Below are 25,689 nucleotides of genomic sequence, written 5' to 3' on the forward strand. Positions count from 1 at the left end.
TTATCACCTGTTCTGCTTTTCATTTTGACTAAACTTTGACTTTACAGACATTAAAAATGTAAATTCCTGTATATAAGTGTTTTCTAATTTCTGATACAGTCAAAATCCGATAAAAAGGGACCAATTACTAAAATAACATTACGGATAATGGTGACAATAATGACAAGAATTTATCCAGTGTTGGCACTTGTTGCCTGTGCAAACGTAGCCTACGCTCAAGATAATTCGTTTTTGCCAGAAGCAAAAATTCCTACAGATAGTGCTCAAACATGGAATGTGGGAGCAGGTGTAACGCAGAAACTACTGCACACTAACGTAGAATGGGTAAATCCTTATGGGATTGCTTATGCAAAAGCTGGGGTATTTATGAATGATGACTACCCAGTGGGTGGTCAGGTTGGTTTTAGATTTCCAGTTCATTTTACTGGCAAAGATAAAAATGGCTATTATTTAGGTGTCTATGCAGGACATATAGATAGTAAAAAAGTTGATGGGGAGTATGAGGCTCGCCTTGGTGGTGGTGTAGATCTTGCTTATGTGTTACTTAGTCCTGAGCGAATCAGTACATTCAGTGTAGGGATTGGTGCAGGGGAAAAACTCGAAACTAAATCGGGGGATGTGATTGTAGAAACCGAACCGAGACTACAATTTTCCTATACTTTAAGCTTTGGTTTATAGACACAATATCTTTTTTAAAACGCTATATAATTCAGTTAATAAAATTAAATATGGAAGTTATGCATGCTTGAGTACGTCAATCAGTTGTGGCAAACCTTTTTGAATAGACCCGATTTTTGGGCTGTACTCAGTATTATCCCTGTAACTGCATTTGTAACATGGGCGCATGTTTGGATGGCCCTGAAAATGGTCTTTTATCCGATTAACTTTTGGGGCTTCCATATTGGCCCTTTGCCTGTCGGTTGGCAGGGGATTGTGCCCAGAAAGGCAGGGCGTATTTCAGGCATTATTACTGATAATACTTTATCCAAGCTCGGTTCTTTGCGTGAATTTTTAGATGCAATGGATCCTGAGGATATGGCACGGATCATTGGTGAACAAGTCGGTTTTGAACTTGAGCATCTGATTGATGAAGTCATGATTGACCGCAATGCAGTGCTTTGGGAAAATTTACCTTATTCGATTAAACGTCGAATTTATGCGCAAGCACATAAACAACTTCCAGCTGTGCTCCGAGAATTAGTGACCGAACTGACCATGAACGTCGAGTCACTTGTGGATATGCGTGATATGGTGGTCAGCCAAATGGAAGGCGACCGCAGATTGATGGTTCGTATGTTCTTGAAAGTGGGTCAGAAAGAAATTAACTTTATTTGGCATATTAGTGCCCTCATCGGCATGTTCTTTGGTATCTTCCAAATGATTGTTTGGTTTGTAGTACCTTGGCATTGGACGGTGCCATTTTGGGCGGCAGTATGGGGCTTCTTAACCAACTGGATTGCGATTTGGATGGTGTTTAACCCAATTGAGCCACATTATGTTCGATACTTGCAACTCACTGAATTAACAAAAAATCGTAAGTTTCCATGGATTAAGCCTGTGATTCCACGCATAGGGACTTATAATGTACAAGGCGCATTTATGAAGCGCCAAGAAGAAGTGTCTGATGTGTTCGCAAGTGTAGTCACAGAAGACCTGATTACGTTAAAATCCATCATGACTGAAATGATGTATGGCAATAAAAAAGACAAGACGCGTCGTATTGTCAAACGTCATATTAATGAAATCATGGAAACACCATTGGTGAGAACATCTTTGCAACTGTCTTTGGGGCCACGTGAATACGCAAAACTGAAGACGGACTTGATTGATCGTTCAATTGAAATTACGATGGTGCCTGTATGCGACCCAGCGTTCAATGCGAGCCGTGCACAGAAAATCTATCAAATGTTTAGAGACCGTATTCGAGAGCTAACGCCGAAAGAATTTCAAAACTTATTACGTCCTGCATTTCAGGAAGACGAATGGATTTTGATTTTATTGGGTGGGGTAACGGGCTTTATTGCGGGTACAATACATTTGTTTGTGGCTTTCTTATAATTAGATGCTAAAAATATGTCGAATTTTTCGACATGTACAAAGTGTCAAATACATTGTTTAAATGAGGATGTTTTTTTATGCGCATTATCTTACTCGGACCACCTGGAGCAGGTAAAGGTACACAAGCTCAGTTGATCTGTAAGCGCTACAATGTCCCACAAATTTCAACCGGTGATATGCTCCGTGCTGCAATTCGTGAAGGAACTGAACTCGGTCTACAGGCGAAAAGCGTGATGGACAACGGTGGTCTTGTATCTGATGAACTGATCATTGGTTTAGTGAAAGAACGTATTGCACAACCTGACTGTGCAAATGGCTGTATCTTTGATGGTTTCCCCCGTACGATTCCGCAAGCTGAAGCTTTGGAAAAAGAAGGCATCAACATTGATCACGTGATTGAAATTGATGTTCCTGACGAAGAAATTGTACAACGTCTTTCGGGTCGCCGTCAGCACCCTGCATCGGGCCGTGTTTATCACATCGTTTACAACCCACCTAAAGTGGAAGGTAAAGACGACGAAACTGGTGAAGAATTGGTACAACGTCCAGATGACCAAGAAGCAACGATTCGTAAACGTTTAGGTTCATACCATACTGAAACTGAACAGTTGGTTGGTTTCTACCAAGGTCGCGCAGCGTCTGGTGAAAATGCACCAACTTATGACAAGCTGAATGGCTTACGTCCAATTGACGAAGTACAAGCAGATTTGTTTGCAATTCTTGATCAGGACAAATAATTGCATGTTTTAAACATGGCAATGTTTTGACATTGAAAGAGCTCTAAGTCATATTAGGGCTCTTTTTCTTGATCCTTTTCAAATGGAGTCGCGTGTGGCACAAGTTGGAATCATTGTTTTAATTATTGTTGCTGTGGCGGTGTTATTAGGTTTGTTTTATATCAGCGCAAAAATGCTGCGTGATGTCAGTCAACAAGAAAAAATGTCGAATAAGCAGCCAGAACGGCAGTTGCATCCGAAGTTGCAGCAAGACTTAAAAGATAAATCCAATCAAAAATAAAAACTGAACTTTAATGTTCAGCTTCTATTATCGTTTTTGTGGCAATGCGTGCTGCACCAAATTCAAAACGATCTGGCCAGTTACATACATCTGAAACGATGCACTCATGACATTTCGGTTTGCGTGCGATACAGCAGTATCGGCCATGTAAAATGAGCCAATGGTGTGAATCGACAATAAATTCTTTCGGTATGACTTTCACTAAACGGTGTTCGACTTCCAGCACATTTTTGCCAACCGCTAATCCTGTACGATTGCCTAAACGAAAAATATGCGTATCGACCGCCATGGTCGGTTGTCCAAAAGCAGTATTTAACACCACATTGGCTGTTTTTCGCCCTACACCGGGTAAGGCTTCCAAATCAGCACGGTTGTTCGGCACGATGCTGTGATGTTTTTCAATCAGTATCTTACAAGCTTTAATGACATTTTCAGCCTTCGCATTATATAAGCCTATGGTTTTAATATAGGTTTTTAAACCATCTACACCCAAGGCATAAATCGTTTCAGGTGTGTTGGCAACTGGAAAGAGTTTATCTGTGGCTTTGTTGACACTCACATCCGTTGCCTGAGCAGATAAGGTCACGGCCACTAATAGCTCAAAAGGACTTGAATAATTCAATTCAGTTTTTGGGTTTGGGCGTTGTGCTCGTAAACGTTCAAAAAAGATTTGGATTTGCTTTTTGGTCATGTTTTTTACAGGTTTTCCGCTTGTGGTTAGCATGCTCTAAGCTTCCTGTAACTGATTAAGCTGTTGGGTTAAATCATCTAACAACAGACGCTTTTTGGTATCTTCACGCACGCTGAGTTGTTTTTCTAGTTTTTTGATTTGTACGCGTAATTTCGCCAGTTCAATGGTGGATTTTGCGTCGAGTTTTACCGTCATTTCTGGTTCTTTTTCAATGATCTGAATATCAGGTACTGCATCGTTCTGTGCTGAAAATTGGGCAAATAACGCTGTATCAATTTCAGCACGAACTACTGGGCCTTTGCGGTGTAGACGCTGTTTTTCTTCACGCTGTATATGTGCGTAATAGCGTTGTCTTAGATCATCTTGCTCAGCTTTACGCAAGATTTCGGTCGGTATTTCGTCTGCATCTGGAATGAGGTCAATACAGTCGACAGGACAGGGCGGAATACATAGCTCACAACCTGTGCATAGGTCAGACAAAATGCTGTGCATGAGTTTACCAGAACCAATGATCGCATCTACTGGGCAGGCACTAATACATTTGGTACAGCCAATGCATTCATCCTCGCGAATGATGGCTTTCATTCTCTGCGGACGGCCATCCGCCTGAGTAGGCCAAACACTTTCTTCTGCGATGAATTTTGGCCGATTAAGCAACTGAGCCAATGCATCTGCTACAGGCTGTCCACCTGGGACGCATTTATTGGCAGCCTCACCTTCACTGATGGCTTTAGCATAAGGCAAGCAACCATCACGATGTCCACAGAGCCCGCATTGGGTTTGGGGAAGGAGGGCATCTATATTTTGGATAAGTGAAATGTGCGAGTTCATGCGTAAACCGACCCTGCAACTGTATGTGCAGAGATACTAGGACAATTTAAGTAGATGCTGAATTTTACCATGTTTTTTTTGAATAATCTTATGTTCTAAAATGGTTGATTTATTGCATCTTTTTTGCGCATAAAATGATTTTAAATCTGTGTTTTCATTGGTGTTTTTTATAACCAGTTTTAAGACATATTTAATATAAATAATTGTTATATAAATGATAAATATGTTTTTTTGAATAAATATGTTGTGAATTGTTGGGAAAAGATATTTAATTGTTTGCGCCAAAATTTAACATTGTTTATAAAATTTGACCAATTTTGATCCATTTTTTTGCTGAGGATTAAGCGTTGAAATATAACAGCCTTAATGAGTTTTTAGATTACGTGAAAACACGTGATACACATCAACCTGAATTTCTACAAGCGGTAGAGGAAGTCATGACCAGCCTTTGGCCGTTCATTGCAAAAAATCCTCGTTATGCAGATCACGGTTTGCTAGAGCGTTTAGTAGAACCAGAACGTGCAATTCAATTCCGCGTTTCATGGGTAGATGATCAAGGTCAAACACATGTTAACCGTGCTTTCCGCGTTCAGTACAACTCGGCAATTGGTCCATTTAAAGGTGGTATGCGTTTTCATCCATCGGTGAATTTGTCTATTCTTAAGTTCTTGGGTTTTGAACAGACTTTTAAAAATGCGCTCACCACACTACCTATGGGCGGGGGTAAAGGGGGTTCAGACTTCGACCCTAAGGGCAAGTCTGAAGGTGAAATCATGCGTTTTTGCCAAGCACTGATTATTGAGTTGTATCGCCACCTTGGTTCAAATACAGATATCCCTGCGGGTGATATTGGCGTGGGGGGGCGTGAAGTGGGTTATATGACTGGCATGATGAAGAAGCTGAGCAATGACACTTCATGTGTGTTTACAGGCAAAGGTCTAAGTTTTGGTGGTTCTTTGGCCCGTCCTGAAGCAACGGGTTATGGCACAGTGTATTTTGCGGAAGAAATGCTGAAAACTCGCGGTGATAGCTTTCAAGCTAAAACGGTTACTATTTCTGGTTCAGGGAATGTGGCACAGTATGCTGCTGAAAAAGCAATGTATTTAGGTGCAAAAGTCGTTTCATTGTCCGATTCAGCAGGTACAGTATATGTCAAAAATGGCTTTACTGACGCGCTACTTGCTGAAGTGATGGAACTAAAAAATGTAAAACGTGGTCGTATCTCTGAGTTTGCTTCTAAGCATGGTTTTGAATACTTAGAAGGTCAGCGCCCTTGGTCTATTCCATGTGATATCGCTTTGCCATGTGCAACTCAAAATGAGTTAGATCAGGCCGATGCAGAAGCGCTACTTGCAAATGGTGTGATTTGTGTAGCTGAAGGGGCAAATATGCCTTCAACTTTAGATGCGGTAGAAAAGTTTGTTCAAGCGAAAATTTTATATGCACCAGGTAAGGCTTCGAATGCGGGTGGTGTTGCAACTTCTGGCTTAGAAATGTCACAAAATGCTTTACGTTTGGGTTGGACGTTTGAAGAGGTTGATGAGCGCTTACACGCGATCATGAAAGAAATTCACCGTAACTGTGTGAAATACGGTACACAAGAAGATGGCTCTGTGAACTATGTTAATGGTGCCAACATTGCAGGTTTTGTAAAAGTGGCCGATGCAATGCTTGCTCAAGGCGTATTCTAAGTTATATACACTTAGATTAATACTCAAGAAAAAACCGAGGTATAGCCTCGGTTTTTTTCTAGGTCATTGAACGATTACAATGAGCCTTTTACCGCTTCACGTTCAATGATCATGTCTTGCACATAAGCATATTTGGATTGGTCAGCCGCAGGGTTTTGAATTTCATAACGCTTCACACGTACAATCTGACGCTCTTTCGGGTTATGCGTGAAACCGTCAATATGGTTATAAAATAATGTCCAGTCTTTATCGACTTGGGTTTTTACCCCATTTTCAGCATATTTAAGTTCACGAACTTGTAGGCACTCCATACGAGCAACGCCTGTAGAACATGTTTTGGTCTCTGGTGAGATTTCTAAGAAAACAGTTTCACCTTGACTTTGATATTTCGATTCAGCTGTTTGCTTGCCTGTGAAAACAACTTTTTCACCATTCGCAGAGATCACTGTTAATGTTGGTGCTTCAGGATCATTGAGATTTAAAACGAAAGGCACTTTACGGTTGTCAAATAGGTTGGCTACGACTTTTTCTTGTGCCATGGCTTTCGGTTCACATGCCATTTGTGTTGCCATGAGGTTACCTGTCACGATTTGATTATTTTCAACTTTCCAGCTAGTCCCCATGCCGTTACAACTGGTTGCAATCCCTAGACGACCTGCTTTGTCAAAGTTTAAAACCAAAGGCTTGGGCGCATCTGTGGTATTCGCGCTCCAATGGTAGTTTGCAAGTGTTTGATCTGCATTTTGTTGTTGGAGTACAGACACAGCGATATCTCCTACTTTTTGGATATCAGAGGATTGGCAAGCGGCCAGTGCGAGTGGGAAAAGGGCAATCGCTAAATATTTTAATTTCATGGTTACAAGTTCTTGATTTAAAATAACAAGATCCATAATATCCCATCTTCTTTTTAAAAGAATGAATACATTCAGTTCTTTTCAGTTTCAGAATGTATCCATAAATATTTTTTTGTTAATTTATAATTAAAATTTATGTGTTAGTCGAAACGATAAATGTCCATACCCAGTGCACCCATGGTAAAGCTGCTATGTACAATATTAAAACGATGCCCTGTACCCATCGCAAAAAATATGGGCGAAAAGTGTTCTAAAGTTGGATGATTACGACGGACAAAAGGAATAGATTCCCAGTTTAAAACCGCATCATAGTCCTGATGACTGAGTTTTGCGACCACATGGTTCCGAAATGTCGATGCCCATTCAGGTACCGCTTGGGATTGGCCATGCCAAGACAGCTCAGCTAAGTTATGTGTGATACTTCCAGAACCAATCAGTAATACCTGCTGCTCACGAAGTGGCGCAAGCGTTTGTCCAATTCTATAAATCTCTTGGGCTGATAAGTTCATTGGCAGAGAAATCTCTACCACAGGAATGTCAGCATCAGGATACATATGTAGTAAAGGCATCCAAACGCCATGATCCCGCGGACGGGTGCCATTCGCATGTGCTGAAAAATTTGCTTCTGCCAACAAATTTAAGATTTCTTCAGCGAGCTGGGGTTGACCTGGGGCAGGGTAGCGAATGTCATAAAGTTCAGCAGGAAAGCCGCGGAAATCGTGCCATGTCTCAGGACGTATACCTGTACTTACTTCTAGTGCGTTACTTTCCCAGTGTGCAGACATAATAACGATGGCTTGTGGCTTTGGTAGGTTTAGGCTTAAACGGTGTAACGCAGGCCCAACTTGCTCAGGATTCAACGCAAGCATGGGAGAGCCATGAGAAATGAATAAGCCGGGGAGCGTTTGTAAGTTCATTGTGAAAGCCTAATAAAGGAAGATGGAAACAATTGTGTCAGATTCTGCTCATTTCAGTAATGTGAAAAACATCAACGTATTGTTCTGAAAATAGAACGGAAATTGACCTAGCCTGCCCGATGATAAGGATGATTATGGTTGATGCTCATCGCACGATATAGCTGTTCAATCAGCATTACGCGAACCATGGGGTGGGGCAAAGTGAGTTTAGATAATGACCAATGCCAAGCAGCCGCTTTACGTACTGCTTCAGAATGGCCATCAGGTCCGCCAATAGCAAGTACAATATCATTACCCTCAAGCATCCATCCTTTCATGGTTTCAGCCAGTTTTTCGGTACTAAACTCGCGTCCTCCAACCTCTAAAGCAATCAAGACTTCATTGCCTTTCATGGCATTCAAGATGCTATCGCCTTCAATTTGGCGATACTTCAAAATATCTGCTTCCGAGTCATTTTTGCCACGCTTTGCCATTGGCAGTTCAATAATTTGTGTCTGAACAAAAGGCTGAATACGTTTAAAATAATCTTCAAAACCAGTGAGCACCCACGCTGGCATTTTTTGACCAATGGTCAGAATACGGATTTTCATAATGAAGTATGTATATGGAGACGATTTATTATAACGGTGAAATTATGGCTTTGCAGTGAGACGAAACAAAATGCAATTGAATTCATTGAGCCAATGTTGCTTAATTCAACAAATGAGTGGAATAAGAAATACTTGGAATAATAACAATGTGGCTCAAAATTTTAAAAAAACAGGCTTTTTTGTTGATTGTTGTACTGGGTACTTTCACAGGGCAGGTATTCGCAAGCAACGTCAAAATGGCTGATGAACAAAACTTACAGGTCTATTTGGAGCAGGTGATTGGTCAGGGCAAAGCACGTAATTATAAAAATCTCGACGAGCTGAATCGTGTCTCTGCATGGATTAAAGAACAGATGCGCTTGTTGGGTGTGCCATGCCAATATCAAAACTTTACGGCCAATCAGCAAATCTACCGAAATGTAGTTTGTAGTTTAAACGTCGGTCGTGCAGACCGTGTGATTGTTGGGGCACATTATGACGTCTTTGGTGAGCAAGATGGCGCCGATGACAATGCCTCTGGTGTTGCTGGTGTGATTGAAACTGCACGGATTTTGGCAGAGCAAAAGTCTAAACTACCTAATAATGTAGAGTTCGTTTTTTATAGTCTGGAAGAGCCTCCATTTTCTAAAACTCAGCAAATGGGGAGTTATGTCCATGCGAAGTCAGTCCAAGCTCATAAAGAAAAGATTAAAGGCGTGTATATTTTAGACATGATTGGTTTCTTTAGCGAGCAGCCGATTCAGAACTATCCAGTGGGTTTAAAATGGATTTATCCAACCCATGGTAATTTTATTGCAACCGTGAGTAATGTCAGTTCACGTGATTTAGGTACAGGCTACTGTGCTGCGATGCAGGAGTTGAATCAACTGGAATGTCAGCGTTTGGTTGCACCAAGCTTTGCCAATGCTTTCGATTTTTCAGATCATTTGAATTATTGGGAGTTTGATATTCCAGCAGTGATGATTACGGATACTGCTTTTTATCGAAATGCTCATTATCACGCCAAAACAGATCGTTTAGCCACATTAAATTTAACTAAAATGACCAATGTGATTGACGGGCTAGTGCAGCATTTATTGAAACCTTAATGGATCATTAAACAATAAAAAACGCAGTTCCCAAGTAGTGAGAACTGCGATAAAAGGTCATCCGTCTGGAGAATCAGATGACCATACGATTTTAAAAATCGAATAAAGAGGAAACATACAGCACATACATATTCCTACTATTTATATCGGGATTTTTACAAAATTTTCAAGTCTAAATTAGCTTAAAAGGTTTATAAAAAAAGCATGTACACGTGAGGCTAGAATTTTAAGTTTATTTTATTGCATAGAATGCAAACCAATCATATTTCCTTCGCTATCGAAAGCAATCACAACATAACCATATTCGCCAATAGAAATCTTCGCTTCATGGATTTTTCCACCAAATTCCATAATACGGCTGGCTTCGTGCGCACAATCTTCACATGAAAAATAGATTAAGGTACTGTTCGCTCCTGCAACAACACCAGGCATTTTGACCAGTGCTCCAGAAGCACCGTAGGCTTGCATATCTGATGGAAATGCCCACATTTGCAGTGAATTACCATCTGAAGGTGGTGTAAGTTCAGTCAGCTGAACCTTAAAAACGGATTGGTAAAATTGTTTGGCACGAGATAAGTCATCTACATAAATTTCAAACCATCCAATTGGATTTTTCATTTTATTTGTCCTACATCTATCCCTTGATTGAATTATTGTAGTTGCTCAATGTACGACGGTATGTGGAGTTCTCTACGCTGATTTGTAATAAAAAAAGAGAGCCGAAGCTCTCTCTTTTCATCATACAGAATCAGTGGCGTGCAGCTTTTTTGCCTTCATCGACTGCTTTCACAATCGGTGCCTTGACCAATGGTTCAGGCATAGATGTTAATGCTAACGGTAAAATCTCATCAATTGATTTTACTGCTTTAATCTCTAAACCCTCTTTGACATTGTCAGGGATTTCAGATAAATCACGGACGTTGTCTTGAGGAATGAAGACCAGCTTAATTCCACCACGGTGTGCTGCGAGTAGCTTCTCTTTCAAGCCACCAATACGCATTGCACGGCCCCCTAGACTGGTTTCACCTGTCATCGCGATATCAGGACGAATTGGAATACCAGTGAAGGCAGAAACCAATGCTGTCGTTAACGCGAGACCTGCAGAAGGGCCGTCTTTGGGTGTTGCACCTTCGGGTAAGTGAACGTGTACATCTGTTTCATCAAAGCGAGATGCATCAATACCGAGTTCATCTGCACGAGTACGTACCACGGTCATAGCAGCAGTAATGGATTCTTTCATCACGTCACCAAGTGAACCTGTGGTGATGAATTTGCCTTTACCTTTGACCGCTGCAACCTCAATGGTCAATAACTCACCACCGACAGAAGTCCATGCTAAACCGTTGACGCGACCGACTTGAGCTTCATCTTCCGCCATACCAAAGTCAAACTTATGTGGACCTAAGTAGTCTGGAAGGTTAGCCGAAGTCACGTCGACTTGCAGATTTTTCGCCTTTTTACTGACCGCTTCTTTTACCACTTTACGAGCAATTTTAGAGACTTCACGCTCTAAGCTACGCACACCAGCTTCACGTGTATAACGTTGCACGATGTCACGAATCGCTTCTTCATGAACAGTCAATTCTTTTGCACGTAGACCATTGTTCTTGATTGCTTTAGGAACAAGGTAACGCTCAGCAATATTGACTTTTTCATCTTCGGTATAACCCGGTAGACGAATCACTTCCATACGATCCAGTAAAGCTTCTGGAATATTCATGCTGTTGGCTGTACAAATGAACATCACTTCAGACAGGTCAAGATCAAGATCTAAGTAGTGATCGTTGAACTTGCTGTTCTGTGATGGATCGAGTACTTCAAGCAATGCAGAAGCAGGGTCGCCACGGTAGTCTTGTGCCATCTTGTCGATTTCGTCGAGCAAGAACAATGGGTTTTTCACGCCGACTTTCGTTAAAGACTGCACAATTTTACCCGGCATCGCACCGATATAAGTACGACGGTGACCACGGATTTCCGCTTCGTCACGTACGCCACCGAGTGCCATACGGACAAACTCACGACCTGTTGCTTTGGCAACCGATTCACCCAGTGAAGTTTTACCTACACCTGGAGGGCCAACCAAACAAAGGATTGGGCCTTTGAGTTTTTTCACGCGCGATTGAACCGCGAGATATTCCACAATACGATCTTTCACGTCATCTAAGCCGTAATGATCGGTATCTAAAATTTCTTGCGCTTTGCTTAAGTTAATGCTGACTTTGCTGGCTTTATTCCAAGGCGTATCTAAGATAGCCTCGATATAATTGCGCACCACAGCCGCTTCACTTGATGCAGGTTGCATTGCTTTGAGTTTACGGAATTCGCTTTCAGCTTTTTTGCGCACGTGTTCAGGCAAATCAGCTTCAGCAAGACGTTTTTCAATTTCAGCAACGTCATCTTCCGCACCGCCATTCATGTCAGAAAGTTCACGCTGAATCACCTTCATCTTTTCATTGAGGAAGTATTCGCGTTGATTTTTCTCCATTTGGCGCTTCACTGAGTCATGTAAAGTTTGCTCAATCTGTTGTTCTTCAGATTGCTGCAATAAATATGTCATCAGTTCTTGTAGATGGGCTTCAAACTCATCGTGTTCGAGGAATTTTTGCTTCACATCAATATTCAGTGGAACACGGGTCGCTACGAAGAATAACAATTGAAGTAAATCGTCAATCTTGTTCGCTGCAGCAATCAGTTCACGTGCATTACGTAGTTTTGCTTCAGCGTATTGAGCAAACAGGGCACGTAACTCTTGTACACGTGTTTCTTGCGTTGTTTCGTCAATGTGGACTGACATTGGGCTAAGCGCATGTTCTGCTGTGAGATAATCATTTTCATCAATGATTTTTTCTAGCTTTGAACGATGCAAGCCTTCAATTAATACTTTTATACAGTTTTCATCATTTTCATGATTCACAACTTGCACAATCTTCGCGACAGTACCGTATTGATATAAGTTGTCGTGATCAATTTCTTCTGAAAGAGAATCTTTCTGAGCAACTACAAATACTAGATTGTCACTGTTACGAGCCACATCAACTGCATTGATCGATTTTTCACGACCTACAAATAGCGCGATTTGCATGTGTGGATACACCACGACATCACGTAACGCTAAAAGTGGTAATACACTTGGAACCTGAGGCTCTAAGGTTTCTTGATTCATAATAATTTCAGACATGGGCACTCCTAATGAGTGACAACGGTGTTGCCATGTTTTTTATAGTGATGGGTATTTTAAAAAATACAAGGGCAGGTCAAAATAAATTGTATAAAAAATGACTAAACATGTGATTTTTAAGTATTCTCAACAGTCAAAAATGTCAATTTTAGCGCTTGAAGCGTAAATGTTGTTGAGGGGTCAGCAGTCCATCTAAAGGCTGATCCCATGTTTCTCGAATCAAGCGCTGTGGCACTAACTGGAAGTGATGGGCCAAACCAAGGCGAAACGGACGGTGATAGGGCGCAGAAGCCAAGGTTTTATCGTAAAAACCACCGCCCATGCCAATACGTGTGCCATAAGGATCACAAGCCAATAAGGGCATGAGCAGGAGGTCTAAATGTGAAACGTGTTGCCCACGTGTTGCCATAGGCTCTTGCATACCTAACGGATGGTGGGAAAAGCGTTTATTTTGAAATTGGTTGTGTGAAACTTTGACCCACACCAAGCGCTGGTTCATATTGCAAATCATTGGTAAATACACTGCTTTTTTCTGATGAAAACAATATTCAATGATTTTACGGGTCTGAATTTCCCCAAAAGCATGTAGATAAATACCGACATGCTTGGCCTGTTTGAATTCGGGCACGCGTTTTAAGCGCTGTAAAATTTGCTGTTCGGACTGCTGCTGTTGGTAGGAGGAAACTTGTCTGCGTTGTTTGCGAAGCTGTTTTCTGAGTTGGGCAAGTTCAATCGACATGGTGAACGCAGTCCTGAGTATCGAAAAGATAAGTGTGAAAGTGATCGCCAAGTCAAAAAAGACGGCAATTGTTTATGGTGCAATCGTTGAACCTTTTTTCAGTTCTTGCAAAATAGGGCAACAGCTATCTGTCGTGGTTTTACATTCATCCACCCAAGTTGAAAGCCGTTGTTTCAAAGCATTCAGCTCTTGAATCCGTTGATCAATTTTTTCCAGACGTTGCTGAATCACATGACGGACTTTTTCGCGGTCATCCAGTTGCAAATGTAGTAGATCTTGAATTTCACTCAGCTGTAAGCCCGCATCTTTACCTTTTTGAATAAAGCCCAGAGTTTCAATGTCTTGCTGGCTGTAGTAGCGATAACTTTGGGTGGTTTCAGGAATGCGCATCAGACCAATGCGTTGATAATAACGAATCGTTTCTACATTAACATGACACTGTTTTGCCAGTTTGCCGATAGTGAGCATAAAATAATCTCCAAAAGGCTTGACTCAGTACCTAGGTACAGACTTTATGCTAACACAATCAAAAAATAAAAGGTGAGTCAGAATGAGTGAGCAACACAAAACTTCTTGCTGTTCCAAAGATAAATTAGCGCCTACGGTGATAAGGATCGACCCAGTTTGTGGTATGACAGTGGCGGAAGATTCTCCACATGTGTATGAGCATCAATCTGCTCGTTATTTGTTTTGTTGCTCAGGCTGTTTAAATAAATTTGCCACTAACCCAGAGGCTTACTTAGGCTCAGAAAAACAATCAAGCACTTGTTGCGGTAAGCCGAAAACAGATTTAAGCAATGCTTCATCTCAGGCGAAAGAGGGTAGTGCTGTAGTTATTTCCAAAGGCTGTGGTTGCGGATCCAAACCTGTGTCAGATGCAGAGAAGACCACATTTATTGACCCTGTGTGTGGTATGACCGTGACGGATTTAAGCAAACCGCACACCGAGTGGCAGGGGCAGGATTATTATTTTTGTAGTGAAAAGTGTCAGCAAAAATTCATTGCCAATCCAGAGGCTTATGTAAAGGTTGAACATTTAGATTCTGTAGTTAAAGCTTCAGATTGTTGTGGGACGACTCCGAAAGTGGTTGAGAAAAAAGCATCCTGTTGTGCGCCTAAGCCACAAACAGAACCAGATACCAAAGCCAGTTGTTGTGCACCTAAACCTAACGCAGAACCAGCCAAAAGTAGTTGCTGCGGTGCAGGAAAGCATGAACATCATGCTCCATCTGGTTCATCCGCATTTATTGATCCTGTCTGTGGTATGTCCGTTGACCCAAATACAGAGTTAAAAACGGATTATCAGCAACAGACATATTATTTCTGTAATCTTTCTTGCTTAGATAAGTTTAAGGCTGACCCTAAGTTTTATCTGATTCCACCAGATCAGCGTCCTGTGCCTGAAGGGGCTGCGGATATGGACTATACCTGTCCGATGGACCCTGAAATTGTACAAAAAGGACCGGGGACGTGTCCGATTTGTGGTATGGCACTCGAGCCGATGCAACCGACTTTAGATGATGCACCCAACCCAGAGTTGGTGGACTTTAGCCATCGCTTTTGGATGACTTTACCACTGACGTTGATTGTATTTGTACTGGCGATGGGTTCGCACATTCATAGTTTCATTTCACCGCATATTCAGCCGTGGATTGAGCTAGTCCTCGCGACTCCTGTGGTGCTGTGGGCGGGTAAACCCTTTATTGAACGTTGCTGGACTTCGTATAAAACCCGCAACCTCAATATGTGGAGCCTTATTGGTGTCGGGGTGTTGGCAGCTTATATTTATAGTGTCGTGGCAACGATTTTCCCAAGTGTGATTCCAATGGAAGCCAAAACTGGGCACGGCGTTGCAGTGTACTTTGAAGCGGCCTGTATGATCGTGTCTCTAAGTTTGCTTGGTCAAATCATGGAGTTGAAAGCGCGTGCAAAAACCGCAGACTCACTCAAAGCCTTACTGAAACTGCAAGTCAACACGGCCAAGTTGGTTCAAAACGATCAAGTGGTTGAAGTGGATATTGGTATGGTCAAACAAGGCGATATTTTACAAATTGCCTCAGGTGAGCAGATTCCACTAGATGGTGTGGTGGTGGAAGGCAAAACCTATGTCGATGAAGCCATGATGACGGGCGAACCTGTACCTGTGAAAAAGCAAGTGCATGACACGGTGATCGGTGGTACGGTCAATCAACAAGGCAGTATTCGTATTCAAACCACGGCGGTCGGGGCGAATACCACTTTGGCGAAAATGATTCAAACGGTAGCAGAAGCACAGCGTTCAAAAGCGCCGTTACAGCGTTTGGCCGATATATTTGCCAAGTACTTTGTCATCATCGTGCTATTGATTAGTGTGCTGACCTTTGCTGCTTGGATGATCTTTGGTGGTGCACAATTTGACTTGGCACTGATGTGTGCGGTGGCGGTACTGATTATTGCTTGCCCATGTGCGCTGGGTTTAGCGACGCCAATGTCCGTGATGGCCACTACAGGGCGCGCGGCACAAAAAGGGGTACTGTTTAAAGATGCAGAGGCGATTGAAGCGTTAAGTAAAGTGAATACGCTGATTGTCGATAAAACAGGGACTCTGACGGAAGGTAAACCAAGCCTTAAAGAAATTCAGTTGCTCAGTCCAAATGTAGAACAAACTCAAGTAGAACAGTGGATTGCCTCGATTGAGCAATATTCTAGTCATCCGATTGCTCAAACTCTGACTCAAATTGTCCCTGCACAGCAATTGCTTAAAGTAGCAGACTTTGAAGATGTGACTGGGTTTGGTGTCAAAGGGCAGATCGGCGAGCAAACCCTCTATATTGGCAGCCAAAAGCTGCTAGAACAACTCGGCATTACTTTAGATGATACTTTGCAAAGCCAGTTGAATCAGCAACGTGCGACAGGTAACGTGATCAGTTTCTTAAGCAATAACCAAGAAGTGCTGGCTTATATTTCTATTCACGATGCGATTAAGGCCAATGCTCAGCAAGTCATTCAACAGCTGATTGATGATGGTATTGAAGTGGTCATGGCAACAGGTGACCACGAACAAAATGCCCAGTTGGTGGCTAATGAATTGGGTATTCAACAAGTCTATGGCAACTGTACGCCAACTGAAAAACTGGAGATCGTGAAGAAATATCAAGCCCAAGGTAAAATTGTGGCGATGGCGGGAGATGGGATTAATGATGCACCAGCCTTAGCACAAGCCAATGTCGGGATTGCTATGGGGAACGGAACTGATATCGCGAAACAAACTGCGCAAGTCACTTTGGTGAAAGGTGACATTCGTGGAGCAGCCGATGCCCTACATATGGCGAAACTGGGTGTTCGTAATATGAAACAAAACCTTGCTTTTTCCTTTGTGTATAACGGTTTGGGTGTACCTGTGGCAGCAGGAATTTTCTACCCATTAACAGGTTTATTACTCACCCCGATGTTTGCTGCGGTGGCGATGTCACTGAGTTCGTTGTCTGTGGTTTTGAACGCTTTACGTCTGCAAAAAGCAAAATAAAACATGCTCTTTTTGAAAATCTGATTTAAACCAAAGTCCATAAGAAAGCGCTTTTGAGAAGGCGCTTTTTTATGGCGTGTGGAAGTTAAGAATGGAGTAATCTTTTAATAGATAGCCCTGCGATAATTCTCAAGTTGAAGACCCTTTCTTATTTTGCGCTGATTGAATAAATAAAATTCTCTTGAATGAGGCACTGAGTTCTCATCATTGAAAAGTTAAGAAATGGGTCTAGATAATCCACCGCCTAAAGCTTTGTATAATTCGATTTGAGTATTCAATTTGGTTTGTTCAAGCATGAGTAGACCTTGTTGAGCTGCGTAAGCAGAGCGTTGAGCATCCAACACGCTTAAATAACTCTCTATGCCTGCTCTAAAGCGAGCCGTGGATAATTTGTAGGTGGTATCGGTCGCGGAAACCAAACGGCGTTGCGCATTTAAACGCTCTTCGATATGAGCCTGTGCAGCCAAGGCATCATTGACCTCACGGAATGCAGATTGAATAGCTTTTTCATAATTTGCCAATGCAATTTTCTGTTCTGTTTCAGCAATCTTAATATTGGCTTTACGCGTCCCCCAATCGAAGATAGGAAGTTCAATACTTGGGCCAACTGACCAAGAAAAACCGCCAGATTTAAATAAATCTTTCAGTTCAGTTGAGGCATAACCTGTAGAACCTGTCAGACTAATGTTTGGATACATACGTGCTTTTGCTGCGCCAATATTTGCGCCTGCTGCTTTAAGTTGGTATTCAGCCGCTTTGAGATCAGGGCGATTATTGAGTAAATCACTACTTAAACCTGTCGCAAAGTTGGTCTCCATACTGATACTTTTCACGGCATGATTTGGAAGAAGGTGTTGAGGAACAACTTGCCCAGCCAATAGATTGAGTAAATTCTGTGCCTGTAATACTTGGGTTTTATACGCAGCCACATCATTTGTGGCAGTCTCTACGGAAATCTGCGCCTGACGCAAAGGGACTTCACTTTCAATGCCCACATCAAAACGTTTTTTGTTCAGATTGTACGCATCAAGTTGCACTTTAAGTGTTTGTTCAGCAAAGTTTAAATTGGCTTGAGCATAGGCATAATCCAACCAAGCTTGCGCGACTTGGCTGACTAAACTGATCTGCGTGGCTTCTTGTGCGCTTTGCGTGGCAAAGTAATTATTCAACGCCACATCTTTTAAGCTTTTCACACGTCCCCAAAAATCCAGTTCATAGGCTGTCATACCAAGCCCGACTTGGAAAGCTGAATAAGGGTTATTGGGATTCACAGAAGCGTTGACTTGTCGAATCGCACTACCATTTGCACCAATAGTCGGTAGTTGATCATTTTTGCTGATTTGGTACTGTTGCTGTGCACGTTGAATATTCAACGTGGCTGTACGTAAATCACGATTGTGATCTAAGCTGATTTCAATCACTTGTAATAATTGCGTATCAACAAAGAATTGTTTATAGCCCTGATGTGCAATCGAAATTCCTGTGTTTGTCTGCGCAAAATTCTGTGGAATATCTGATTTGATCATCGGCTGAGGTGCTTGCATATTCATACACGCCGTCATTGTCATTGAAAGCGTAGAGATGAGTAGCCCACGAGATAAGACAGTCACTTTAGACATGGTCTTCTCCAAATAATATAAAGATGAATGCAGAGGAGAGAACAGAGAAAATCGTTTGATTTTCTCTGTTCAATGCTATTTAAGATGGATTTTTTTCTTTCGAAGAAAACAGCTTTTCAACTGCACCCAAGACAAAGATAAAGAAGACAGGTACAAAGAAAATCGCCAGAATGGTGGCGGAGATCATGCCACCAAATACGCCTGTGCCTAAGGCATGTTGGGTTTCTGAACTTGCGCCTGATGCGATGACCAATGGAATTACACCACAAGTAAAGGCAAGTGAAGTCATTAGAATCGGGCGTAAACGAAGTTTTGCTGCCGCAACAGTGGCTTCAATTAAACTCATGCCTTCGTCCTTGAGCATCTTGGCAAATTCAACAATCAAAATGGCATTCTTGGCAGATAAACCGATGATGGTAATCAAGCCAATTTTAAAGAACACATCATTCATCATACCTCTGGACATAATTGCCACAATTGCACCGAAAATACCCAGTGGTACGACGAGCATGACGGACAGTGGAATTGCCCAACTTTCATAGAGTGCAGCGAGTACAAGGAAGACCACCAGCATAGATAAACCGAGTAAGAACGCCATTTGTGATTCAGACTGTTTTTCCTGTAAGGAAATACCCGTCCATTCATAGCCGATACCTTTCGGTAATTTGGCAATCAGTTGTTCCATTTCACGCATCGCATCACCAGATGAGGTATCAAAGTTTGGAATCCCTGCAATACTCAAGGATGGGCGACCGTTATAGCGATTATATTGCTGTGGTGCTTTGCTCCATTGTGGTGTAACCACTTCCGATAAAGAAACTAGTTGCCCGCTTGAACCCGCTACTTTGAGATTTAAAATATCTTTCAATTCCATCCGTGATTTGGCATCAACCTGAACAATCACTTGTTGCATACGACCCTGATTCGGAAAGTCGTTGATATACATAGATCCCATTGAGGTCGAAATAATGTCGGAGACATCAGAGAACTTCACCCCTAAAACATTAAGTTTCTCACGGTCAATTTTTAAAGAAATGTTGTCACCTTGTGGTAGACCTTCATTCCACACCATATAGAATTTTTTATTCTTGGCAGCCATTGCCATTAACTGGTCTTGAGCAGCCAGTAGCGCAGGCATACCTAAGTTGGCTCGATCTTGTAAACGTAAACTAAAACCTGAAAAAGTGCCCAATTCATCAATGGCAGGCGGAAGTACCGCCATGGTTGCACCTTCTTTACTGTTCGCCATGGTTGCATTGACGGTATTGGTCATTTCGGTTGCTGTCGATGTGCGGTCTTTAAAATCGGCAAGGGTCGTAAACGCGACTGCCACGTTTTGTCCCGAACCACTAAAGCCCCAACCCATAATAGTAGTGTTACTTTTCACATTTGGATTATCTTTTAGACTGCTTTCAAACTCATTCACCACATTTCGAGTACGTTCAGTAGTCGCATCCGATGGCAGTTGGAAAGAGGTGAGAAACCAGCCTTGATCTTCTTCGGGCATAAATGCTGTGGGCCAATATTTCATGCTTGCAAAGGTAATGCCCGTAATCACCACAAAGATCACCATCATCGGAATACTGTGCTTGATGACTTTGAGTAGCATCACTTCATATTTCTTGCTGACTTTGTCAAAGCTACGATCAAACCATGCAAAGAAACCTTTCTTTTGATGATGACCATCAATCGGTTTTAGAATGGTCGCGCAGAGAGCAGGGGTTAAGATCAAAGCCAATAATGCGGAGAACAGAATTGACACTGACATGGTTAATGTAAATTGCTGATAGATAATCCCCACTGAACCACTGGCAAATGCCATCGGCAAAAATACCGCAGACAGTACCAGTGTAATCCCGATAATTGGACTGGTAATCTCTTTCATCGCTTTAGAGGTCGCTTCTTTAGGAGACAAACCTTCTGTCGCCATGATTCGTTCTACGTTTTCAACCACTACAATTGCATCATCAACGATGATCCCAATCGCAAGCACCATACCAAACATGGTTAGTACGTTGATGGAAAAGCCTGCCAATAGCATGACCGCAAAAGTACCTAGCAATGCAATTGGCGCGACAATTGCAGGAATTAAGGTATAACGAACATTATGCAAGAACAGATACATTACAATGAAAACCAGAACCATGGCTTCAAGCAAGGTATGAATCACTTTCTCAATCGAAATTTTAACGAAAGGTGCAGTGTCATAAGGAACACTGATTTGCATCCCTTCTGGTAAGTTCAACTTTAGTTCTTCGATTTTGGCTTTAACACCCTCCGCCGTTTTGACGGCATTCGCGCCCGGACTGAGTTGGATTGCAGCAGCCGTAGCAGGTTTACCATCTTCCAAAATTGCAAAGTTATAGGCTTGTGAGCCGATTTCAACCTTGGCGACATCAGACAGCTTGATCACACTGCCATTGGTTTTACTTTTTAAGCTGATATTTCTAAATTGCTCAACATTGCCCAATTGTCCTTGTGCAGAGAGGGGCACAGTGATCAATTGACCTTTTTCAGCAGGCATATCTCCAAGACGACCGGGTGCAATTTCAACATTGTTTTCGCGAATCGCTGTATTCACATCACTAATTGACAGGCCATAAGACACCAGTTTATTGGGGTCGACCCAAATTCGCATGGCTTTTTCTGCACCGAAGGATTGAACTTTACCCACACCTTCAACACGTTTCAGTTCTTCCACCACATTGCGAACCAAATAATCACTCAGATCAACTTCAGAATATTGACCATTCGGTGAGTTGATACCGACTAACATCAAAAAACCTGATGAAGATGCTTCGACTTGTAAGCCTTGTTGACGAACAACTTGTGGTAGACGTGCTTCAACCGCTTTGATTTTGTTTTGCACATCGACTTGTGCCATTTCAACATCAGTACCCGGTTTAAAGGTCGCTGAGATTTGCGCTGTACCTGAGGTATCTGTGGTCGAACTATAATAAAGCAGGTTTTTAACCCCAGATAATTCTCTTTCAATCAAGGTCACAACACTGTCATTAATGGTTTTTGCCGTTGCGCCGGGATAAGTCGCACTAATGTTGACTTGAGGTGGCGCGACACTTGGAAAGCGAGCAATCGGCAGTTTGGGGATACTGAGTAGCCCAAACAGGATAATGAAAATCGCAATCACCCATGCAAACACAGGGCGGCGAATGAAAAATTGTGACATCATCATTTCGCTCCTTGAGTCATAGGTGAGGTGCTATTGTTCGATGACGGTACTTTCCAAGTCGTGAGTTGCAGTTTTTGGTTCGCTTGGATACGTTCAACCCCTTCAACGACCACTTTGTCACCTGTTTTTAATCCCTTATTGGCAATGTAGTACTGCTCATATTGCTGACCCAATTCGATTGGGCGAATATCTGCCGTACCTTTAGCATTGATGACATAGACTTGTGGATCACCATTGATATTACGTTGAATCGCTTGAGCAGGGACGAGCAAGGCTTGAGGAACAGAAGCACGGTCGATATTCACGCGAACATACATCCCCGGAAGGAGTTTGCGTTCAGGATTCTGCACTTCGATGCGGATGGTGACATCACCTGTCTCAGGATCAACATTGATGTCTTCAAACAGCATTTTTGCGCTGACCTTATAAGGCTGTCCATGACTATTCGAAATTCGGACTGTCTTCTCATTATTTGCCGATAACTCACCACTTTGTAGTGCGACCTGTAGTCGTTCATATTCGCTAATAGATTGCTTTACATCGACATAGACTTTGTCGATTTGTTGAACAGTCGCCATGGTATTTGTATCACCTTGACTCACCAAAGCACCTTCAGTCACGAATGATTGTCCAATACGCCCCGAAATCGGTGCGCGTACAGTGGCATATTGTAGATTCAGGTTTTGACGAGTCAGCAAGGCTTTCATTTGTGCAACATCAGCCAAAGCCTGACGGTATTCAGCTTGAGCATTACTGACTTCTTGCTTACTGATCGCATTGCTAGGCAGTAATTGTTCATAACGTGCTAGCTGAACTTTTAAACGTGCAACCTCAGCTTCTGCTTTATTGAGTGAAGCCTGATTACTATTCACATCGGCTTGAAAGATTTCTGAATTAATTTTATAGAGTGCTTGTCCTGCTTTAACTTCACTGCCTTGAGTAAACAATACCTTTTCAATAATGCCACCGACTTGTGGACGTATTTCAGCAGTACGGAAGGCTTGTACACGCGCAGGGAGGTTCTCGCTAAAATTCACCGACTGCGGTTGAATATTAAGTACGCTTACTTTTGCAGGAGCAGCTTCTGCCTGAGTTGCTTGCTCTGAGCCACACCCTTGTAGTATCAGTCCGATAGATAAAAATAATGGAAGTAAAAGATGCTTTTGCATACTGTCCAAGCCTTGGGAGTTTTTGATGTTGTCATTATTTTTGAGAAGTGTGTAACGATGATCTCTGAAATGTGGAAAAAGTGTGGAGATACACAGATAAATCGGCGTATTATGGAGATTGACTGAAATTATTCGATAACGTATTCATGTTCGAAGCTTCATTTTCTTTTGATTGCCATGACAAACAGATTCTTGTTGTAGAAGATGAGTATGAGATTGGCGATATTATCGAGCACTATTTAAAACGTGAAGGGATGCATGTGATTCGTGCCATGAATGGCAAACAAGCAATTGAAATACATGCAGCACAAGTAATTGATTTAATTGTGCTCGATATTAAGTTGCCTGAGTTAAACGGTTGGGAAGTGCTAAGTAAAATTCGTCAAAAAGCACAAACGCCTGTCATTATGTTAACGGCACTTGATCAAGATATTGATAAAGTGATGGCACTCAGAATTGGCGCGGATGACTTTGTGGTCAAACCTTTTAACCCAAATGAAGTGGTTGCACGGGTGCAAGCTGTCTTAAGAAGAACTCAGCACAGTATGCAAGCCCAGCAGAAGCGCTTGTTGTATAGAAATATTGAAATTAATACAGAACTTCGTAGTGTCTATGTACAGCGACAGAATAAAAAGATTTTACTGAATCTGACGTTAACGGAATATAAAATTCTTCTGTTAATGATTGATCATCCACATAAAGTATTTAGTCGTAGTGAGCTGATGAACCAATGCTTGCCAGATAGTGATGCGCTTGAACGTACAGTTGACAGTCATGTGAGTAAGTTAAGAAAAAAACTTGAAGAGCAAGGACTTGAGCAGATACTAATGAATGTACGTGGGGTCGGGTACCGATTAGATCAGCCAAAAGACTTGCAATGAGTAATGTAAAACCGTGCAAGATGTGGAGAATGCGAAGGAATAGGGCTAGAAAATAATATGAAAAATAAGTCAGGTATTAGTACACAGTTATTTATCGCCTTAAGTATTGTCAATTTAAGCGTGACGCTATTTTCTATTGTTCTCGGGTACTTTATTTATGACTACGCGATTGATGCAGGTTGGATTACTTTAAGCGCATTGCAAGAAGACTGGAATGAATTTCATTTTGTTGATTGGATTTGGTTGGCGACCGTGATTTTCTGTGGCTCAGTTATTTCTTTAATCATTGGGATGTATCTCGCACAGCGGTTTATTCGGCCCCTCAATTTTTTGGTCGAAGCTGCTAAGAAAATTAGTCAGGGGGATTTGTCCGCAAGGGCTGAAGATACACAAGGACACTCGATTGAAATTTCTGAGTTGGTACAACATTTTAATGATATGGCATATAAACTTGAAGTTTCTGTACAAAATGCGCAAGTTTGGAATGCCGCAATTGCCCATGAACTTCGAACTCCCATCACGATTTTACAGGGACGTTTGCAAGGCATGGTAGATGGTGTTTTTGAACCCAATCCAGCCTTAATCAAGAGTTTATTAAACCAAGTTGAAGGCCTTTCGCATTTGGTGGAAGACTTACGTACGCTGAGTTTGGTTGAAAATCAACAGCTACGTTTAAATTATGAATGGGTTAATCTGCAAGACAGTGTTGATAAGGTATTGAAAATATTTGAAGAGCGTTTGATACAGGCAGATTTAACACCAGTATTGGATTTGGAAACAACGCCTGTTTTTTGTGATCAACGCCGTATTGAACAAATATTGATTGCTTTGATTGATAATGCTATTCGTTATGCAAATGCAGGAAAGTTAACAATTTCATCTCGAACTGATGGAAAAATGTGGCAGCTAAAAGTTGCTGATAATGGACCAGGGCTTGCTGAAGAATTTCAACAACATTTATTCGACCCGTTCTTTCGCTTGGAACAGTCACGCAATAAAGAGTTTGGTGGAACTGGCCTTGGACTTGCGGTGGTCAATGCCATTGTGATTGCACATAAGGGCACAGTGCATTATGAAAACCTAAACTCAAAAAGTATTTTCACCATTCAAATGGGCATTGGCAGTAGTCGAGAATAAGCGTTTGAGCTTAATGGTATTTATTGAAAATAAAATTTAGAGAAGTATATGCAATTGATTAGACTGGCCACACCACATGATATCAAATCAATTTTTGATATCCGAATCAGTGTAAAAGAAAATCACCTTTCCCTAGAGCAATTGACAGAGATGGGTATTACCCCAATTTCAGTTTTGGCGATGATGGAAAGTGAACCATGTATTTGGGTTGTGGAAAAGGCAGGGATGGTACTTGGTTTCTCAATAGTTGATTTTAAAGCGGGGATGGTTTTTGCAAGTTTTGTACATCCCGATCATGAAGGGAATGGCTTTGGAAAACAGTTAATGAAAGAGGCAGAAGCCTTATTATTTCAAAATATAATCGTATTTACTTAGAAACAGATTCAAAAAGTCGGGCATATCAGTTTTATAAGCACTTAGGTTGGAATACTGTTGAATTTTATGCAAATGGTGATGTCAAAATGGAAAAACTTAAACCTTAAAAGAGCTTTGATAAATTACTTTTTAGATCAAAATATTATGCTGTATAAATTT

At 41.8% G+C, this 25,689-nt stretch carries 22 protein-coding genes; 10 read left to right on the forward strand and 12 right to left on the reverse strand.

Annotation, left to right across the window (positions count from 1 at the left end; translation table 11 throughout):
• Positions 1–159 precede the first annotated feature (159 nt).
• The 4 genes from GBI16_RS10195 to GBI16_RS10210 all read left to right on the forward strand — a co-directional run bounded on the left by GBI16_RS10195 (position 160) and on the right by GBI16_RS10210 (position 3,075).
• Complete coding sequence (locus GBI16_RS10195; protein WP_086208430.1) at positions 160–678, forward strand: hypothetical protein; 519 nt, start codon at positions 160–162, stop codon at positions 676–678.
• Between the two features lie 63 nt (positions 679–741).
• Positions 742–2,058 carry a hypothetical protein gene (locus GBI16_RS10200; RefSeq protein ID WP_086208429.1) on the forward strand — a complete coding sequence of 439 codons (1,317 nt, stop codon included), beginning with the start codon at positions 742–744 and terminating at the stop codon, positions 2,056–2,058.
• 77 nt (positions 2,059–2,135) lie between these two features.
• Positions 2,136–2,795 carry an adenylate kinase gene (gene adk / locus GBI16_RS10205; RefSeq protein ID WP_086208428.1) on the forward strand — a complete coding sequence of 220 codons (660 nt, stop codon included), beginning with the start codon at positions 2,136–2,138 and terminating at the stop codon, positions 2,793–2,795.
• An 82-nt stretch (positions 2,796–2,877) separates the two neighbouring features.
• Positions 2,878–3,075 (forward strand): hypothetical protein, encoded by a 198-nt coding sequence (locus GBI16_RS10210; RefSeq protein ID WP_110975657.1) that lies wholly within the window; start codon positions 2,878–2,880, stop codon positions 3,073–3,075.
• A 10-nt stretch (positions 3,076–3,085) separates the two neighbouring features.
• Here the strand turns inward: GBI16_RS10210 and nth are convergent, their stop codons facing one another.
• Both nth and GBI16_RS10220 read right to left on the reverse strand, forming a co-directional pair.
• Positions 3,086–3,799 carry an endonuclease III gene (gene nth / locus GBI16_RS10215; RefSeq protein ID WP_151707023.1) on the reverse strand — a complete coding sequence of 238 codons (714 nt, stop codon included), beginning with the start codon at positions 3,797–3,799 and terminating at the stop codon, positions 3,086–3,088.
• A gap of 3 nt (positions 3,800–3,802) precedes the next feature.
• Positions 3,803–4,597 carry an RnfABCDGE type electron transport complex subunit B gene (locus GBI16_RS10220; protein ID WP_151707024.1) on the reverse strand — a complete coding sequence of 265 codons (795 nt, stop codon included), beginning with the start codon at positions 4,595–4,597 and terminating at the stop codon, positions 3,803–3,805.
• A gap of 347 nt (positions 4,598–4,944) precedes the next feature.
• Between GBI16_RS10220 and gdhA the strand changes: the two genes are divergently transcribed.
• Positions 4,945–6,288 (forward strand): NADP-specific glutamate dehydrogenase, encoded by a 1,344-nt coding sequence (gene gdhA, locus GBI16_RS10225; protein WP_110975655.1) that lies wholly within the window; start codon positions 4,945–4,947, stop codon positions 6,286–6,288.
• A 74-nt stretch (positions 6,289–6,362) separates the two neighbouring features.
• On the opposite strand, the gene GBI16_RS10230 is transcribed toward gdhA, so the two are convergent.
• The 3 genes from GBI16_RS10230 to rlmH form a co-directional block, all read right to left on the reverse strand.
• The gene (locus GBI16_RS10230; RefSeq protein WP_151707026.1) at positions 6,363–7,142 is read right to left on the reverse strand and encodes an META and DUF4377 domain-containing protein; all 780 of its coding nucleotides are present in this window, start codon (positions 7,140–7,142) and stop codon (positions 6,363–6,365) included.
• Positions 7,143–7,282: 140 nt separating this feature from the next.
• The gene (locus GBI16_RS10235) at positions 7,283–8,059 is read right to left on the reverse strand and encodes a dioxygenase (RefSeq protein WP_110975654.1); all 777 of its coding nucleotides are present in this window, start codon (positions 8,057–8,059) and stop codon (positions 7,283–7,285) included.
• A gap of 107 nt (positions 8,060–8,166) precedes the next feature.
• Positions 8,167–8,649, reverse strand: a complete 483-nt coding sequence (gene rlmH / locus GBI16_RS10240) for a 23S rRNA (pseudouridine(1915)-N(3))-methyltransferase RlmH (protein ID WP_004980899.1) — start codon at positions 8,647–8,649, stop codon at positions 8,167–8,169.
• A 146-nt stretch (positions 8,650–8,795) separates the two neighbouring features.
• Between rlmH and GBI16_RS10245 the strand changes: the two genes are divergently transcribed.
• Entirely contained in the window at positions 8,796–9,737 is a 942-nt protein-coding gene (locus GBI16_RS10245) for a M20/M25/M40 family metallo-hydrolase (protein ID WP_151707025.1), read from the forward strand.
• 237 nt (positions 9,738–9,974) lie between these two features.
• On the opposite strand, the gene GBI16_RS10250 is transcribed toward GBI16_RS10245, so the two are convergent.
• The 4 genes from GBI16_RS10250 to GBI16_RS10265 all read right to left on the reverse strand — a co-directional run bounded on the left by GBI16_RS10250 (position 9,975) and on the right by GBI16_RS10265 (position 14,122).
• Complete coding sequence (locus tag GBI16_RS10250) at positions 9,975–10,355, reverse strand: VOC family protein (RefSeq protein ID WP_086208420.1); 381 nt, start codon at positions 10,353–10,355, stop codon at positions 9,975–9,977.
• A gap of 130 nt (positions 10,356–10,485) precedes the next feature.
• Positions 10,486–12,915 carry an endopeptidase La gene (gene lon / locus GBI16_RS10255; RefSeq protein ID WP_005399830.1) on the reverse strand — a complete coding sequence of 810 codons (2,430 nt, stop codon included), beginning with the start codon at positions 12,913–12,915 and terminating at the stop codon, positions 10,486–10,488.
• A gap of 148 nt (positions 12,916–13,063) precedes the next feature.
• Positions 13,064–13,654, reverse strand: coding sequence for a 5-formyltetrahydrofolate cyclo-ligase (locus GBI16_RS10260; protein WP_086208418.1), 591 nt, complete (start codon positions 13,652–13,654; stop codon positions 13,064–13,066).
• Between the two features lie 72 nt (positions 13,655–13,726).
• A complete protein-coding gene (locus GBI16_RS10265; protein WP_086208417.1) occupies positions 13,727–14,122 on the reverse strand; it encodes a MerR family transcriptional regulator in 396 nt (131 codons plus the stop codon).
• Between the two features lie 82 nt (positions 14,123–14,204).
• Between GBI16_RS10265 and GBI16_RS10270 the strand changes: the two genes are divergently transcribed.
• Positions 14,205–17,159: a heavy metal translocating P-type ATPase gene (locus tag GBI16_RS10270; RefSeq protein ID WP_086208416.1), complete on the forward strand. Its 2,955-nt coding sequence runs from the start codon at positions 14,205–14,207 to the stop codon at positions 17,157–17,159.
• A 215-nt stretch (positions 17,160–17,374) separates the two neighbouring features.
• Here GBI16_RS10270 and adeC read toward each other — a convergent pair whose 3' ends face one another.
• The 3 genes from adeC to GBI16_RS10285 form a co-directional block, all read right to left on the reverse strand.
• Entirely contained in the window at positions 17,375–18,778 is a 1,404-nt protein-coding gene (adeC, locus tag GBI16_RS10275) for an AdeC/AdeK/OprM family multidrug efflux complex outer membrane factor (protein WP_086208415.1), read from the reverse strand.
• A 79-nt stretch (positions 18,779–18,857) separates the two neighbouring features.
• A complete protein-coding gene (locus tag GBI16_RS10280; protein ID WP_086208414.1) occupies positions 18,858–21,968 on the reverse strand; it encodes an efflux RND transporter permease subunit in 3,111 nt (1,036 codons plus the stop codon).
• The gene (locus GBI16_RS10285; RefSeq protein ID WP_086208413.1) at positions 21,968–23,137 is read right to left on the reverse strand and encodes an efflux RND transporter periplasmic adaptor subunit; all 1,170 of its coding nucleotides are present in this window, start codon (positions 23,135–23,137) and stop codon (positions 21,968–21,970) included. Before GBI16_RS10285 ends, GBI16_RS10280 begins: the two co-directional genes overlap by 1 nt.
• 146 nt (positions 23,138–23,283) lie before the next feature.
• On the opposite strand from GBI16_RS10285, the gene adeR reads away from it, so the two are divergent.
• The 3 genes from adeR to GBI16_RS10300 are packed head-to-tail and all read left to right on the forward strand — an operon-like array spanning position 23,284 to position 25,530.
• A complete protein-coding gene (gene adeR / locus GBI16_RS10290; RefSeq protein WP_086208412.1) occupies positions 23,284–24,018 on the forward strand; it encodes an efflux system response regulator transcription factor AdeR in 735 nt (244 codons plus the stop codon).
• Positions 24,019–24,075: 57 nt separating this feature from the next.
• Complete coding sequence (adeS, locus tag GBI16_RS10295; protein WP_086208411.1) at positions 24,076–25,155, forward strand: two-component sensor histidine kinase AdeS; 1,080 nt, start codon at positions 24,076–24,078, stop codon at positions 25,153–25,155.
• 48 nt (positions 25,156–25,203) lie between these two features.
• Complete coding sequence (locus GBI16_RS10300) at positions 25,204–25,530, forward strand: GNAT family N-acetyltransferase (protein ID WP_228267832.1); 327 nt, start codon at positions 25,204–25,206, stop codon at positions 25,528–25,530.
• Positions 25,531–25,689: the final 159 nt, after the last annotated feature.

Origin of the sequence: Acinetobacter sp. TUM15064 (assembly GCF_008980265.1) — a bacterium.
Taxonomy (GTDB): Bacteria; Pseudomonadota; Gammaproteobacteria; order Pseudomonadales; family Moraxellaceae; genus Acinetobacter.